Here is a 14,781-nt window from a genome sequence, read left to right on the forward strand (position 1 = left end):
CTCTCTTTCACTAAATATATTTTTTAGTGATACAAAAACACAAAAAAGCGATTCCTCCCCCACTTACTCCCTTTGGTCGTTGAAGTGGGGGTCTCCTCGCCAAAGACGATGAAAAAGCAGCCCAAAAACGTCCTTTCCTAAGTTGAGAAACGTTCCCCCGACGGCAAAAGACCCCAAATTTCGGCCGCGTATTCGGCTACGGTCCGATCGCTGGCAAAACGACCGGAATGCGCGATGTTGACGGCGCTCATCCGCCACCAGCGCGCCGGATCGCGGTAAGCCTCTTCAACCCGCTCGTGCGCCTCGGCGTAGGCGGCAAAGTCGCGCAGCACAAAATATTCGTCGTTTTGCGCCAACAGCGAGTCGTAAATCGGCTCAAAGTAGTCGCCGACATCAGGGAAAAAGCCGTTGACAAGCTGGTCGACAACTTGCTTGATCCGTTTGTCATGATGGTAATACTCATGCGCCCGATAGCCTCCGTGTTCGTAGTAGCGGAGCACTTCATCGGCCGTCAGCCCGAACAAAAACATGTTTTCCTCCCCGACGGCTTCCGCGATTTCGACGTTCGCTCCATCCAGCGTACCAAGCGTAACGGCGCCGTTCATCATAAACTTCATGTTGCCCGTCCCGGACGCTTCTTTGCTGGCTGTTGAGATTTGTTCGCTCACATCGGCGGCCGGAATGATTTCTTCCGCGAGCGATACGCGGTAATTTTCCAAAAAAATGACTTTCAGCTGTTCATTTACCTGGTTGTCGTTGTTCACCTTGTCGGCAACGGAATGGATGAGCTTAATGATCCGCTTGGCGTAGTAATAGCCTGGCGACGCTTTCGCTCCGAAAATGAACGTGCGCGGATAAATCGAGAAGTGTGAATCCTCTTTCAGCCGATTGTATAAATGCATAATGTGCAAAACGTTTAACAACTGCCGTTTATAAGCGTGCAGCCGCTTCACTTGCACGTCAAAAATGGACGATTCGTCAACAAGAATCCCGGTTTTTTCGTAAATGCGGGCGGCGAGCCTCGCCTTCCGCTGCTGTTTGACCGCAGCCAACGCCTGCTGAAACGCCGGATCGGAAGCATAAGACTTCAGCTCAATCAATGCTTCCGGCTCGCGGATCCAGCGCGGACCAATCGTTTCCGTAATCAACGCCGACAGCTCAGGGTTGGCTTTCAACAGCCAGCGCCGGTGCGTCACCCCGTTCGTTTTGTTGTTGAACTTGTGCGGCGCCCATTCGTAAAACAAGCGCATCTCCCGCTGTTTCAAAATCTCCGTATGCAGTTTCGCCACGCCGTTGACGCTATGGCTCGCAACGACGGCCAAGTGCGCCATTTTCACCATCCCGTGGGCGACGATGGCCATTTGTTCAATCCGCCCCCAATCGCCGGGATAACGTTCCCACAGCTCGCGGCAAAACCGTTCGTTGATTTCCTCGACAATCATATAAATGCGCGGCAACAGCGGCTGAAACAGACGAATCGGCCATTTCTCCAGCGCTTCCGCCAGCGTCGTATGATTCGTGTACGCGATCGTATGGGTCGTAATGTGCCAAGCCTCTTCCCAGCTCATCCCTTCCTCATCGAGCAAAATGCGCATCAACTCCGGAATCGCGAGCACCGGGTGCGTGTCGTTGATATGAATGGCGACATATTCATGGAGGCGGCGCAAGCTCCCGTGCTGGCGGCGATGGGAGCGAGTGATGCTGCCGAGGCTGGCGGCGGCCAGAAAATACTGCTGCTTTAACCGGAGCAGTTTGCCTTCATCGTGCGTATCGTCCGGGTACAAAAACTCCGAAATGGCTTCCGTCTCCCGCTTGTATTGCATCACATCTTTATGAAGCGGGAACGTTTTCGCCGGCTCGGCGCTCCAAAGCCTGAGCGTGTTGACCGTGTTCGTCCCGAAGCCGATGACCGGCATATCGTACGGCACGGCCATCACGTTTTCGCTGTCGACATGGCGGAACACAAGGCGGCCGTTTTGTTCCGACACCTCGACCCTCCCCCAGAAGCGAACTTCGACCGCCAGCTCTTCTTTCCGGATTTCCCAAACGTTCCCGTTTCGCAGCCATTGCTCCGGCAGCTCGACTTGATAGCCGTCAACGATTTTTTGGTCAAACAGCCCGTGTTTATAGCGAATGCCGTGGCCGTGGCCCGGCAAATTCAATGTGGCGAGCGAGTCAAGAAAACAGGCGGCGAGCCGCCCCAGCCCGCCGTTGCCAAGCCCGGCGTCCGCTTCGCATTCCTCAATGTCCTCAAGGCGGATGCCGAGCTCGCGAAGCCCCTCTTCGACCATCGGGCGGACGCCGAGGTTTAACAAGTTGCTTCCGAGCAAACGGCCGAGCAAAAACTCGATCGACAAATAGTACACCTGCTTCCGCCGCTCCGCCCGGCAGCGCTCGTTCGTCGCGATCCAATGGCGGCTGATATGTTCGCGCACCATATGGCCAAGGACATGATAATGATCGCGCGCCGTCGACTCCGCAAACGGTTTGCCGCACAACGCCTCGACCCGCGTCACAAACGCCCGTTGAAACGTTTCTTTATCCGCGAACAAGCGCGTCTTCCCCCTTTTTGTTCAGCTGTTCGTACGCTTTTCGATACTCCCTCGCCGACCGGCGCCAGCTGTAATCGCCGCGCATCGCCCGCTCCATGAGCCGCTCCCAGATCGACGGCTGGCGGTAAAACGACAGCGCCCGGCGGATCGTGTACAACATGTCGTGGGCGTTAAAGTTCGTAAAGCTGAACCCGTTCCCTTCTCCTGTGAATTCATTGTACGATTGCACCGTATCGTTCAGCCCGCCCGTTTCCCGAACGATCGGAATCGTCCCGTACCGAAGCGCGATCATTTGGCTCAGCCCGCACGGTTCAAACAATGACGGCATTAAAAACAAGTCCGCGCCCGCATAAATTTGATGGGCGAGCGGTTCGTGAAAGCCGATGTACACCCCGACTTTGTCCGGATAGGCCGCCGCCATTTGCGAGAAAAACTGTTCAAACCGCCAATCCCCCGTTCCAAGCACAACAAGCTGCATCTCTTCCTGCATCAGATCATGAAAGACGCACGTGACTAAATCGAGTCCTTTTTGCGCCGTCATTCGCGTCACCATCGCGACAACGGGCGCATCATCCCGCTCTGGCAGACCAAACCGCCGCTGCAAAGCGCGCTTGTTGAGTTTTTTTCTTTCCCGCGTATGTACGCTATAGGTCGCCGCCAAAAACGGATCGGTTTCCGGGTTGTAAAACTCGTCGTCAATGCCGTTTAAAATGCCAAGCAAATCATCCCGCCGCGCCCGCAACAGCCCGTCAAGCCGCTCGCCGTAATAGGCGGTTTGAATCTCTTCTTTGTACGTCGGGCTGACCGTCGTAATCAAATCGGAGGCGACAAGCGCCCCTTTCATAAAGCTGACGCTTCCGTAAAACTCGAGATGGTCGACGGTGAAATACCGTCCGTCCAAATTCAACAAATCCTCTAAAATCCCGCGCGGAAACAGCCCTTGAAACTGCAAGTTGTGAATCGTAAAGATAGTGCGGATATCCGCATAAAACGGATCATGACGGTATTGCTCGCGCAAGAAAAACGGAATCATGCCGGTGTGCCAGTCATGGCAATGAATGACGTCGGGCTGAAACGAAATCGCCGGAAGCGCGTCCAGCACCGCCCGGCAAAAATAAGCGAACCGCTCGCCGTCGTCATCATGGCCGTACAGCTGCGGCCGTTTGAAATAGTATTCGTTGTCGATCAAGTAATAGACGACCCCGTCATGCTCGAGCTTCTCAACGCCGCAATACTGGCGGCGCCACCCGACTGGCACGACGAGCTCCGCCACTTTGCCCATTCGTTCTTTCCACTTTAGAGCAATCGTTTCATACTTTGGCATCATAACACGGACGTCCACGCCGAGCCGGCGCAGCTCTTTCGGCAGCGCGCCGACGACGTCGGCCAATCCTCCCGATTTGGCAAACGGGGCGCATTCTGATACGGCAAACAGCACGTTCATCGATTCACGACCTCCCCTTGCACCGTTCCTTTGCGAACGACAAACGGCCGCTCCGCCGTCCCTTGCAAAACGACCCCCGGTTCGATTTTCGCATCTTTGTCGACGATGACGCCATCAAGCACGCACCCGTCGCCGATTTGGCATTTTTGCATCACGATGCTGTTCTTCACAACGGCTCCTTTGCCGATTTTCACGGAACGAAACAGGACGCTGTTTTCCACCGTTCCTTCAATGACGCAGCCGTTGGCGATCATCGAGCGCTTCACATTCCCTTCCCGGCGGTATTTCGTCGGCGGCTCGTCTTTCACTTTCGTATAAATCGGCCGCGATGGAAGAAAAAGCTGCTCCCAAACGCTGCGGTCAAGAAGCTCCATGCTTGCCTGAAAATAGCGGGCGAGCGAATCGATGACGTCCGCATACCCGCTGTATTCATAGTCGCAAATGGACAGCGAATGGCAGTCATCGCAGACGACATCGACGATGCTTCGATAGCCGCGTTCTTTGTAGACGGAGATCAAATCAAGCAGAAGAGACGTCTCCAACACGTACATCTCCAGCGGCTCGCCGCGATGGCAAACTCGCGTCACATCGCAGCCGCGTTCGATATAGCGCTCGAGGACGGCGTCAAAGTCGATGTTGCACACCGTGTAGCTATTGGCGATGACCGCATACTTTTGCCGGCTCCGCAAAAAATAGTCGATATGCTGCTCAAAATGGGCAAACGCCCCGACCCGGCGCTCACCGGAAAACAACAAGTCCGGCGATGGGAAGAAAAACAATCCGTCCCGCTTTCGGTTTAAATCCCAATTCTTCCCTGATCCTAAATGGTCCATCAGCGACCGATATTGGTATTTCGGAAAAATCGCGACGCTTTCAATGCCGGAGTTGACCATGCTTGAAAGCACGAAATCAATGAGCCGATACCGCCCGGCAAACGGCACCGCTGCGATTGAGCGTTGCTCGACAAGCGGCGCCATTGCCTCCATATACGTGGTCGCGTCGATGACGCCCAACATCATGTTGTTGTTCATTGTGCTCCATCCTTCCTTGCGGTGTCCTTATTCCGTTGCTTGATCCACTCGGTCGTTACGAGCACGACGTCATCATCAGCATCGCCCGGGCTCACAGTCGAATGCGGCGGGATGACGATCTCCGGAGTGACGATCGCTCGCTCGACATACGCTCCTTCACCAACTGTTGCCCCTGGCATAATGACGGATTCTTTCACAACCGCTCCCTTGCCGATGCGGGCGCCTTGAAACAGCACCGAGCGCTCCACCGTTCCTTCCACGACGCATCCCTCATTGATGAGAGAATCGCTCACTTCCGCCTCGGGAGCGATGTATTGCGGCGGCTGGTTCGGGTTGACCGAATAAATGCGCCACGAGCGGTCAAACAAGTCAAGTTCATTGTGTTCATCGAGCAAATCCATGTTGGCTTCCCACAAGCTTTTGACGGTGCCGACATCTTTCCAATAGCCTTTGAACGGATAGGCCACGAGCCGCTTGTTCTCCCGAAGCAGCCGCGGAATCACATCTTTGCCGAAGTCGTGCGACGAATGCGGGTCGGCGTTGTCGATTTGCAAATACTCCCTCAATAACGGCCAGTTGAAAATGTAAATGCCCATCGATGCCAAATTGCTTTTCGGATTGGCCGGCTTTTCGGCAAATTCGACAATCTCCATGTTTTCATTCGTGTTCATAATGCCGAATCGGCTCGCCTCTTCCCACGGCACTTCAATGACGGAAATCGTTGCATCCGCCTGTTTGGCGATATGGTAGTCGAGCATCTGCTGGTAATCCATCTTGTAAATATGATCGCCAGACAGCACGAGAACGTAATCCGGGTCGTATTGTTCAATATAATTCATATTTTGATAAATGGCGTTCGCTGTGCCTTCGTACCATTTGACGCCGGAAGAGGCGGAGTAAGGGGGAAGGACGGTGACGCCCCCGTTTCTTCGATCTAAATCCCATGCGCTTCCGATGCCGATGTACGAGTGCAAAAGAAGCGGCTGATATTGGGTCAACACCCCGACTGTGTCAATGCCCGAGTTCGTGCAATTGCTCAACGTAAAATCAATGATCCGGTACTTCCCCCCAAACGGCACGGCTGGTTTCGCGATGTTTTTCGTCAGCGAGCGAAGCCGGCTTCCTTGCCCGCCGGCCAATAACATGGCGATGCACTTCTTCTTCATTCTGCTTTCTCTCCCCTCGTTTTTGCACTGGCCGCAAAATGGAAATGCCAAACGGCGGAATCGTCATGCGCACATGGTACGGTTTTCCATGAAACGGCTCACTGAAAGCGGGAAGCCGCTTCCCGTTGACATGTCCCGAACCGCCAAACTCCGCTGCATCGCTGTTAAGCACTTCGCGGTACGGCGCCAAAAGCGGCACGCCGACTTTGTAATCGTCATACGCTTGATTTGTGAAATTGCAAACAATTACCAATAGATCGCCGTCTTTTTTCCCGCGGCGGACGAACGAGAAAATGCTTTGCTCGGCATTATGAACGTCAATCCATTCAAACCCCCTCGGATCATGATCAAGCTCGTAAAACGGCTTATACCGTTTATAGCAGGCGATCAGCTGCTTCACATATTCGTCCATTTTCCGGTGCAATTCAAAATCGAACAGCACCCAGTCGAGCTCTCCCTCAAACTTCCATTCATCAAACTGGGCAAACTCACTGCCCATAAACAGCAGCTTTTTCCCAGGGTGGGCCATCATGTAGCCATACAATAGGCGCAGCTGGGCGAACTTCTCTTCGTACGACCCAGGCATTTTATTGAGCAGCGATTTTTTGCCATGCACAACTTCATCATGGGAAAATGGCAAAATGAAATTTTCCGAATACGCATAAAGGAGGGAAAAACTGACTTGGTTATGGGCGTATTTCCGCTCATGCGGCGGCGTTTCCATATACTTCAGCATGTCGTTCATCCAGCCCATGTTCCACTTGTAGTTAAACCCAAGGCCGCCATCGTACGTCGGCGCGGTCACCCGAGGCCAGTCGGTCGAATCTTCAGCGATCATCAAGACGTTCGGGTCATAGGCAAACACCGCCTCATTCAACTGGCGCAAAAACTCGACCGCATACGGATTTTCATAGAGCCGGTCGTTGTTCGGCCAATAAAGCATATTGGCGACCGCATCGACGCGAAACCCGTCCACATGGTAATACTCCAGCCAAAACAACGCATTGGAGATCAGAAAACTGCGCACTTCCGGCTTGCCCAAGTCAAAATTCGCCGTCCCCCAGACGTAATTTTCTCGGTCTTTTTCATTCGCGTATTCATACGTCGGTGCGCCGTCAAACATGTACAGCCCGTGGGCGTCCTTGCAAAAATGCCCCGGCACCCAGTCGATGATGACGCCAAGCCCCGCTTGATGGCAGCGGTCGACGAAATACATGAAATCGTGCGGCGTGCCATAGCGGCTTGTCACCGAATAATAGCCGGTCCCTTGATATCCCCACGAACGATCGAGCGGATGCTCGACAAGCGGAAGCAGCTCAATGTGCGTAAATCCGCGCTCCAGCACGTACGGAATGAGTTCGTCGGCCATCTCACGGTACGTATAAAAGCGGCCGTCCGGTTTCTTTTTCCACGAACCGAAATGAAGTTCATAAATGACCATCGGTTGGTCATAAATCCGCTTTCGCCGTTTCTTCCGCTGCCAAGATGAATCATTCCACTCGTATCCTTTCAAATCGTAGACAATCGAGGCGGTATGAGGGCGCAATTCGGAGTAAAAGGCGTACGGGTCGGCTTTCAACAGAACACGGCCATCCGGTGTGATGATCTCATATTTATAGAGATGCCCTTCCAAGTTTTCTGGAACAACGATCGTCCATACCCCTTCGTCGTTCACCTTCGTCAGGGGGGAATTCGCCCCATTCCAATCGTTGAAACTGCCGACAAGACGGACTTCCCGCGCATGGGGCGCCCACACGCAAAAGCGAGTGCCGACCGCTCCGCCGTCGCGGATGACATGAGCGCCGAACAGCTCATAACTTTGATACAAACGGCCTTCATGAAACAAATACACTTCTAAATCTGTCGGATTCGCCGCAATCAAGCTGGATCGCATCCTTTCCGAAGCAAAATGATGGCCATACACAACATTGATTCCTATTCGCCAACAGAAGGCTTCATTCCTTGAATGCTTCGTCTATATTTTTAGACAAATTCCAACAACCGCTGTTTCTGGCTGTCGAAATTTCATTTGCACACAGGCGGATTTTTATATTATAATATATATAAGTTGATAATTATTATAAATAATGGAGGTGCATTATGGCTCCAACACTGTACGATTTTCACCATCTCCCGCACGTCAAAACGCAAAATGAATCGAAAAAAGCGCTCTGGGTGACGCTTTTGTTGACCATGTTTTTCACCGCCGTCGAAATCATTGGCGGACTGATTTCCAACTCACTCGCCCTCTTGTCCGATTCGGCCCATATGGCATCCGATGTATTGGCGCTTGGCTTAAGCATGGTCGCCCTCTACATGGCGACGCGCCCGCCGAACCGTCGGTTTACGTTCGGCTTTTTGCGGTTTGAAATCATCACATCGTTTTTGAACGGGCTGACGTTGGCCGTCATTGCGCTGTGGATTTTATGGGAAGGCATTCAGCGTTTTCTCCATCCTGAACCGATCAACTTTCGCCTCATGCTCGGGATCGCAGCGATCGGCCTCGTCGTCAACTTGACGTTGACTATCGTCTTAAGCCGGAGCACGAAAGAGGAAGACAACTTGAACGTTCAGAGCGCCCTTTGGCATTTCATCGGCGACTTGATTAGCTCGATCGGCGTCATCGTTTCCGCGCTGCTCATTTACTTCACCGGCTGGACGGTGTTCGACCCGATCATCAGCTTAGTAATCGCCGCCATCATTTTCACAGGCGGGGCGAAAATTATGCGCGAATCGTATCTCATCTTAATGGAAGCCGTGCCAGATGGGTTCGACCTCGAACAAATCCGCGCCGATATTCGAAAGATCGAAGGGGTCGAAGACGTGCACGACATGCACTTATGGGCCATCTCGACCGACCATTACTCGCTGTCGGCTCATGTGTTTGTCAACGAACGCATCCAGCCGCTATGCGTCATCTTGGCGGTGAATGAAATGTTGAAGGAAAAATACGGAATCGAGCACGCCACCATCCAGGTGGAGCACGCCATGCTCCATGACCATGGCCGCTATGGCCGGGCGTTTTTGGAGAAAAAAGCTTCCCATGAATAGGAAATGCCGCCTCTGCTTTGAATGGCATGGGCGGCTTTTTCGTTTGTCCATTTTCCCTTTCAAACAAAAAGGAATCAATACGATCCGCGGCGAACATATAGAGTCATCATGCCGAAGGAAGGGATGCCTCATGGGAATCGGAACGATCTTCTCGTTTTTAGGCGTCGCCGTTTTGCTTACGTTAGCGCCGGGGCCAGACATTTTGTTCGTCATCGCCCAAAGCCTGTCCCAAGGCAAACAGGCGGGCATCGCCACCGCGCTCGGGCTGTGCACCGGCCTGCTTGTCCACATCAGCGCAGCCACGCTTGGCGTCTCGGCTGTCATTTACCAATCCGCCTTGGCGTTTGCCATCGTCAAGTACGCCGGCGCCGCGTATTTGCTGTACTTGGCATGGCAGGCGTTCCGCGAAAAAGACAGCAGTCTCGCCTTTGGGCGGCAGAAGCCAATGGCATACGCCTCGCTGTACAAAAAAGGCATTGTCATGAACGTGCTCAACCCGAAAGTGTCGCTCTTCTTTTTGGCGCTCTTGCCTCAGTTCGTTGATCCGTCAGCGGGCCGCGTGCCGCAACAGATGTTGCTTCTTGGCGCCGTCTTTCTCGCTCAAGCGCTCGCCGTCTTCACCTTGGTGAGCATCGGCGCGGAAAAACTGCGCCATTGGCTCTTGGCCAACACCGCCATCACGAAGCGAATCCATTGGCTCAAAGGCGCCATCTTCGCCCTAATCGGCATTCAAATCGCCTTCAGCGAGCGTTCGTAGCGGCGCGCGGCCAGGAGCGGCTTCTCCTTTCTGCGAGCAGCCCCCAACACCTCTTTTACTCAAAAAAGCGCCGCGCCTCCTAGAAGGCCGGTGAAAAACAACGGATTCGCTCGATTTGCGAGAAGTCGAAAGGGATAAAGTTATGGTGTTGCAAGGTTTTTCAATTTGAGAAACGCTGTTGGGGAGCAACATTTCCCCTTAAATCACAAGCCTTCTAGGAGAAACAACGGCAGAAACAACAGCACATCGGGACCAAATGACAAAAGATTGGGCATTTCAACCAAAACCAACATGGCGGCCTTTCTCTCGCAGGCCGCCATCCGTTTGTATTGTTCCCGCTGCGGCTTCATGAGCCTGACGCCAAGCGGCAACAACCTCATTCCCTTGTCTCTCACGTTCTCCCTCCTTGTCACGCCGACCGCCGCACCGAAGCGCAAACCGGCGCAATAGAAAGGAAGGAAATGCTCATCGAGCGATCTCCCCGCACTCATCCGCCGAACCTACTTGACAAAGCGGGCCATCAAAATCAAATCCCAATTCGTCCCGTCATCGATTTTTGCAGCTTTTTTCTTCACGCCTTCTTCCACAAATCCAAACTTTTGATACAATCGAATCGCGTCCGTGTTGTCAGCGACGACTTCGAGGCAAACTTTTTCAATCAAAGGATTTTCTTTTGCCCAATCAAGGAGCGCTGCAAGCAACGCCGTGCCGATCCCCTGGCCTCGAAAGCCGTTTTTCACGCTCATGCCGAAACCGCTTATTTCCATTATGAAAATCTAAAAACCCGATCATCTCTCCGTCATGCTCGGCCAACAGCGCCAACTTTCCAGGATCGTCCGCCATTTTTTGCAGCCATTGGCGTTGTTGCTCTTCTGTGACCGTCACTTCCGCTTCCGTCGTAAGCAAGTAAAGCGCTTCCGCGGTCACGGCCTTGACAAACGCAACGATCCGCTCGGCATCCTCGGGCCATGCCGTCCGTATAACAATCGGTTGGCCGCTTGCCGTCACCAACCGCCTTGGCTGGATGTTTCCCATAGGAAATCCCCCTTGCTTTTTGTTCCCCGGCCCAAAAGTCGTGTACGGTCCCGAACAATTGCATGATCATCGTTAATCAAATCATCGATTCCCCAAGGGACCCACATGTTACAACGATTATGTCATATACTTATGAAACATTTCTACTCATAAAAAAATCGGCCGAACCCTCTTTGAAGCATCCCGCTTCAAAGAAAGGCTCGGCCGACAGGTTCCTTCTTATTGCCCTTTCGTCACCGTCGCTGTAGTCGCTTCACTATGGTTTTGCGCTTTGTCTTCTTGTGTCACAATGATTATCAGCTGGCCATTGTTGAATGCAGACAGATCGATCGTCTTCGAAAAATTCCCATTCGAGTCCGCCGACGTCCGTTCAACGAGAGATTTTTGTCCATCCGTAATGATGACTTGCACCAATGCGTTGCTTTCTGCCGTTCCTGCGATCGTATATGCCGCTTGATTTTGACTCGTAACGGCTGGCAGGGCGTTCAATGATGGAGCGGCAACAGCTGTATCCTTCCAAACCGTCGCGGTTGCCTCTGGGCTTACATTGCCTGTAACGCTCGTTTGAACGGCTGTAATGGTAATCAGTCCATCGCTTAACGGGGAAATATCCGCTTCTACACGGTATCTCCCGTTTTCTTCCACCGTACCGACTGTGCTGATTTCATTCGTTCCATCGGACAAAGTGACCTCCACTTCCGCCCCTGGCTCTCCCTTGCCCGTCACCTCATAAGCAGTTGCATCTGCACCGGCGTTCACATATCCTTTATTGTCAATAGACGGCTTGGCCGGAGAAGACAACGATTTGATGAGGACGACACTTGCCATCCGGCTTTCATTCCCCGCTTGATCGATCGTTTTCACACGGATCGTGATCTTCCCGTCCTTCAGAGAAGAAGTATTGATCTCCACTTCATAATTTCCATCTTCATCCACAAGCCCGCTCGCTGAGACGGATTTTTTTCCATCATCAGCCTCCACCACCACTTTCTCTCCAGGCGTTCCTGTCCCCGTTACTGGATAAGCTTCATAGTTGAAAGCGTTGATATATCCTTCATTCAACAGCTCAGGGGCCTCTATGCTCACATCTTTCCGAAGCACTTTCTTCGATTGGCCGCTTTGGTTTCCTGCCGAATCCACACTAACCGCGGAGACCGTAATCTCTCCTTCCGCCAATCTTCTTGCATCGATCACCGCCCGGAATCTTCCTTTGCCGTCTGCACGCACCGTTTTGGTGATGCGCTGCTTTCCATCGCTTAACAAAACTTGCACAGCGCTATGGGGTTCTGCTGTTCCTTGGACAGCATAAGCGTTCTGCTGCTTGGCATTGATCCATCCTTTATTCGTGATCACCGGAACGGAAGGCGCCTTCGTATCCTTGATAATCTTTTTTTGTACGCGGCTATGCTTCTGTCCCTTGATGATTTGCGTGACAGACACCGTCAATGTCCCATCTCGTAATGTCGATACGTTGACCGGCGCTTCAAACGATCCGCTCTTTTGAACAACAGTGTCATGAGTGACAGATGCTTTTCCATCGGTGATCACAATTTTGATCTTCGCTCCCTTGAGCCCTTTTCCTTTTACGATATACTCTTTCACAGTTGAAGCATTCACCGGCTGTGCACTTTCAATGGCAAGCTTGGCCGGTTTCGCCGCATATGCTTCAGACTCCGCCGCTCCCGCTATGGCTAAACTGACGGCTGCGAAACTAGAAACCATCCATGTTTTCCAACTCATACCGATCCCCTTTTCATTATAATTTTGCTCGTCGAAGCAGAAAGAGAAAATACGGCGCACCGATGAATGCCGTTAAGATGCCGACCGGAATTTCGATTGGCGCCGCGATGGTTCTTCCTGCCGTATCCGCGCTGATCATCAAAATCGCTCCTAATAAGGCGCTGACCGGAATGAGCAGCTGATAATCGGCCCTTGTCAACAAACGGGCAAGATGGGGGATGACCAGTCCCAAAAATCCGATCGGACCCGATACAGCTACGGCGCTTCCACACAAGCCGACCGCGATGAGGAAGATCAGGAAACGCGCCGCCTGAACACGCATTCCCAAGCTTGCGGCCACATCATCGTGCAGCTGCAAGACATTCATGCGGCGATAACAAAGATAAGCGAGTCCGAGTCCAACAACTGACCAAGGAGCGATGAGAAAAACATGTTCCCATGTCCGTCCCCATAAACTCCCCGCCAACCAAATGACCGCGGCATCAATTCCTTTGGTCGCAAAAACCAAAATCCCTGTAATGACGGCCTGAAACAAGGCATCAAAAGCAATCCCCGATAGGGCAAACCGGCCCTTATCCATTCCTTTCTTCCAAGCAAACGCATACACGCAAAGGCCGGCGAAGAGAGCCCCGAAAAAGGTGACGAACGGCAGGCCGCTGACAGGAAAATGCGGAATGATCAGCAGCGCCAGCACAGCAAATAAGCTGGCGCCAGCCGTCATGCCAATGACATTCGGAGCGGCAAGCGGGTTTTGCGTCACGGCTTGCAACAGCGCTCCGGATACGGCGAGGTTGGCGCCGACAAACAGCCCGACCAATATCCTTGGCAAGCGATATTCCCACACGATTTCCCCATTCAGGGAAGACTTTCGGTTGAAAAATGCCTCCCATACTTGCGAAACAGGGATTTTCACATCCCCGAAACAAGCGCCGAGCGGCACGATGATGACAAGAAGCAATGCCAACCCAGCCACAAGTCCCACATCACGCTTACGCATTCCATTCGCCCTGCTTCCTAATCAAATACAAAAAATATGGGCAACCAATGGCGGCGGTAAACACCCCGACAGGAAGTTCAATCGGCTGCGCCGCCAAGCGTGCAAGCAAGTCAGCCGTCAAAAGCAACATTCCTCCGCACAAGGCGCTGACCGGAACGATATACGTATAATTCACCCCGACCATTTTTCGGACGATGTGCGGAATGATCAAGCCGATAAACCCAATGACCCCGGATACGGACACCGCACTTCCAGCCAAAATAATAATCATGACTGCCATCACAGTTTTGAGAATCCCCACATGAACACCAAGCCCTTTGGCTGTATCATCGCCGAGCTCCAACAGATCCATTTTCGAAGCGATCATGATGGACAGGAGCAAGCCAGCAAGAGACCACGGAGCGATCAGCGAAACATGGCGCCACGTCAAGCCATTTAATCCACCGGCCAACCATGCATATACGGCGGCCGCATCCTGTCCAAGCAAGACCAAAATTCCGACGGTGATCGCATGCAAAAATGCGCTGACCGCCACTCCGGCAAGGGTCAAACGAACCGGGGAAAGGGTGCCTCTCTTCAGAGACAAACTATATACGAGGGCTCCCCCAACCGCCGCCCCCAAAAAGACAAGGGGAGAAAAGAAAAGAAGGGGAAGGCCGGCGAAAAAATATTCGATTAGAACAACCATCGCAGCAGCGCCGGCCGACACTCCCATGATTTTTGGCTCGGCCATTGGATTTTTCGTTAAACATTGCATCATCGCTCCAGCGACCGCCAGATTCGCCCCAATCAAAACCGCCAAAAGCGCACGGGGAAACCGTAGATTCCAGACAACCGTTCGTGCTTTGGATCCATCGTCATGCAAAAGGACATCCAGCACTTTTGGAATCGGCACAAAAAACGGACCAGAGACTAAAGAAACGATCATCAACAAAACGATGCCCAATCCTGCAATGACGCTGATCCATATGGCTTTTTTTCCGTATGTCAAAGATGACATCCTCTCGC

Annotated in this window: 13 protein-coding genes; 2 read left to right on the forward strand and 11 right to left on the reverse strand. The window is 52.7% G+C overall.

Annotated elements, in window-relative coordinates; all coding sequences use genetic code 11:
- Positions 1-137: 137 nt before the first annotated feature.
- Genes GYMC52_RS14935 through glgB form a run of 5 tightly spaced genes read right to left on the reverse strand, consistent with a single transcriptional unit; the run spans position 138 to position 8,087 of the window.
- Complete coding sequence (locus GYMC52_RS14935; protein ID WP_013524481.1) at positions 138-2,552, reverse strand: glycogen/starch/alpha-glucan phosphorylase; 2,415 nt, start codon at positions 2,550-2,552, stop codon at positions 138-140.
- Positions 2,539-3,996 carry a glycogen synthase GlgA gene (gene glgA, locus GYMC52_RS14940; RefSeq protein ID WP_013524482.1) on the reverse strand — a complete coding sequence of 486 codons (1,458 nt, stop codon included), beginning with the start codon at positions 3,994-3,996 and terminating at the stop codon, positions 2,539-2,541. Before glgA ends, GYMC52_RS14935 begins: the two co-directional genes overlap by 14 nt.
- On the reverse strand, positions 3,993-5,027 hold the full coding sequence (locus tag GYMC52_RS14945; protein WP_013524483.1) for a sugar phosphate nucleotidyltransferase: 1,035 nt from the start codon (positions 5,025-5,027) through the stop codon (positions 3,993-3,995). Before GYMC52_RS14945 ends, glgA begins: the two co-directional genes overlap by 4 nt.
- Complete coding sequence (locus tag GYMC52_RS14950; RefSeq protein WP_013144386.1) at positions 5,024-6,193, reverse strand: glucose-1-phosphate adenylyltransferase; 1,170 nt, start codon at positions 6,191-6,193, stop codon at positions 5,024-5,026. Before GYMC52_RS14950 ends, GYMC52_RS14945 begins: the two co-directional genes overlap by 4 nt.
- The gene (gene glgB / locus GYMC52_RS14955; protein WP_230982772.1) at positions 6,075-8,087 is read right to left on the reverse strand and encodes a 1,4-alpha-glucan branching enzyme; all 2,013 of its coding nucleotides are present in this window, start codon (positions 8,085-8,087) and stop codon (positions 6,075-6,077) included. Before glgB ends, GYMC52_RS14950 begins: the two co-directional genes overlap by 119 nt.
- A gap of 206 nt (positions 8,088-8,293) precedes the next feature.
- On the opposite strand from glgB, the gene GYMC52_RS14960 reads away from it, so the two are divergent.
- Both GYMC52_RS14960 and GYMC52_RS14965 read left to right on the forward strand, forming a co-directional pair.
- Entirely contained in the window at positions 8,294-9,244 is a 951-nt protein-coding gene (locus GYMC52_RS14960; RefSeq protein WP_013144385.1) for a cation diffusion facilitator family transporter, read from the forward strand.
- 130 nt (positions 9,245-9,374) lie between these two features.
- Positions 9,375-10,001: a LysE family translocator gene (locus tag GYMC52_RS14965; protein WP_013144384.1), complete on the forward strand. Its 627-nt coding sequence runs from the start codon at positions 9,375-9,377 to the stop codon at positions 9,999-10,001.
- A gap of 203 nt (positions 10,002-10,204) precedes the next feature.
- Here GYMC52_RS14965 and GYMC52_RS20055 read toward each other — a convergent pair whose 3' ends face one another.
- From GYMC52_RS20055 to GYMC52_RS14990, 6 genes are all read right to left on the reverse strand, one after another.
- Positions 10,205-10,381, reverse strand: a complete 177-nt coding sequence (locus tag GYMC52_RS20055; protein ID WP_230982712.1) for a hypothetical protein — start codon at positions 10,379-10,381, stop codon at positions 10,205-10,207.
- A gap of 120 nt (positions 10,382-10,501) precedes the next feature.
- Positions 10,502-10,702 carry a GNAT family N-acetyltransferase gene (locus GYMC52_RS20060; protein ID WP_230982713.1) on the reverse strand — a complete coding sequence of 67 codons (201 nt, stop codon included), beginning with the start codon at positions 10,700-10,702 and terminating at the stop codon, positions 10,502-10,504.
- Positions 10,683-11,036 carry a GNAT family N-acetyltransferase gene (locus tag GYMC52_RS14975; RefSeq protein WP_227456687.1) on the reverse strand — a complete coding sequence of 118 codons (354 nt, stop codon included), beginning with the start codon at positions 11,034-11,036 and terminating at the stop codon, positions 10,683-10,685. Before GYMC52_RS14975 ends, GYMC52_RS20060 begins: the two co-directional genes overlap by 20 nt.
- A gap of 219 nt (positions 11,037-11,255) precedes the next feature.
- Positions 11,256-12,776, reverse strand: a complete 1,521-nt coding sequence (locus GYMC52_RS14980; protein WP_173346442.1) for an Ig-like domain-containing protein — start codon at positions 12,774-12,776, stop codon at positions 11,256-11,258.
- A 16-nt stretch (positions 12,777-12,792) separates the two neighbouring features.
- Positions 12,793-13,773 (reverse strand): FecCD family ABC transporter permease, encoded by a 981-nt coding sequence (locus GYMC52_RS14985; protein WP_013524488.1) that lies wholly within the window; start codon positions 13,771-13,773, stop codon positions 12,793-12,795.
- The gene (locus tag GYMC52_RS14990) at positions 13,766-14,773 is read right to left on the reverse strand and encodes a FecCD family ABC transporter permease (protein WP_041469256.1); all 1,008 of its coding nucleotides are present in this window, start codon (positions 14,771-14,773) and stop codon (positions 13,766-13,768) included. The genes GYMC52_RS14985 and GYMC52_RS14990 overlap by 8 nt, the downstream gene beginning before the upstream one ends.
- Positions 14,774-14,781: the final 8 nt, after the last annotated feature.

This window comes from Geobacillus sp. Y412MC52 (genome assembly GCF_000174795.2).
Taxonomy (GTDB): domain Bacteria; phylum Bacillota; class Bacilli; order Bacillales; family Anoxybacillaceae; genus Geobacillus; species Geobacillus thermoleovorans.

Bases quoted from the DNA above. Each gene is read 5' to 3' on its own strand.
- GYMC52_RS14945 (WP_013524483.1), bottom strand. From the start codon at position 5,027: ATGAACAACAACATGATGTTGGGCGTCATCGACGCGACCACGTATATG.
- GYMC52_RS14975 (WP_227456687.1), bottom strand. From the start codon at position 11,036: ATGGGAAACATCCAGCCAAGGCGGTTGGTGACGGCAAGCGGCCAACCG.
- GYMC52_RS14990 (WP_041469256.1), bottom strand. From the start codon at position 14,773: ATGTCATCTTTGACATACGGAAAAAAAGCCATATGGATCAGCGTCATT.
- glgA (WP_013524482.1), bottom strand. From the start codon at position 3,996: ATGAACGTGCTGTTTGCCGTATCAGAATGCGCCCCGTTTGCCAAATCG.
- GYMC52_RS14980 (WP_173346442.1), bottom strand. From the start codon at position 12,776: ATGAGTTGGAAAACATGGATGGTTTCTAGTTTCGCAGCCGTCAGTTTA.
- GYMC52_RS14960 (WP_013144385.1), top strand. From the start codon at position 8,294: ATGGCTCCAACACTGTACGATTTTCACCATCTCCCGCACGTCAAAACG.
- GYMC52_RS14965 (WP_013144384.1), top strand. From the start codon at position 9,375: ATGGGAATCGGAACGATCTTCTCGTTTTTAGGCGTCGCCGTTTTGCTT.
- GYMC52_RS14985 (WP_013524488.1), bottom strand. From the start codon at position 13,773: ATGCGTAAGCGTGATGTGGGACTTGTGGCTGGGTTGGCATTGCTTCTT.
- glgB (WP_230982772.1), bottom strand. From the start codon at position 8,087: ATGCGATCCAGCTTGATTGCGGCGAATCCGACAGATTTAGAAGTGTAT.
- GYMC52_RS14950 (WP_013144386.1), bottom strand. From the start codon at position 6,193: ATGAAGAAGAAGTGCATCGCCATGTTATTGGCCGGCGGGCAAGGAAGC.
- GYMC52_RS20055 (WP_230982712.1), bottom strand. From the start codon at position 10,381: ATGAGGTTGTTGCCGCTTGGCGTCAGGCTCATGAAGCCGCAGCGGGAA.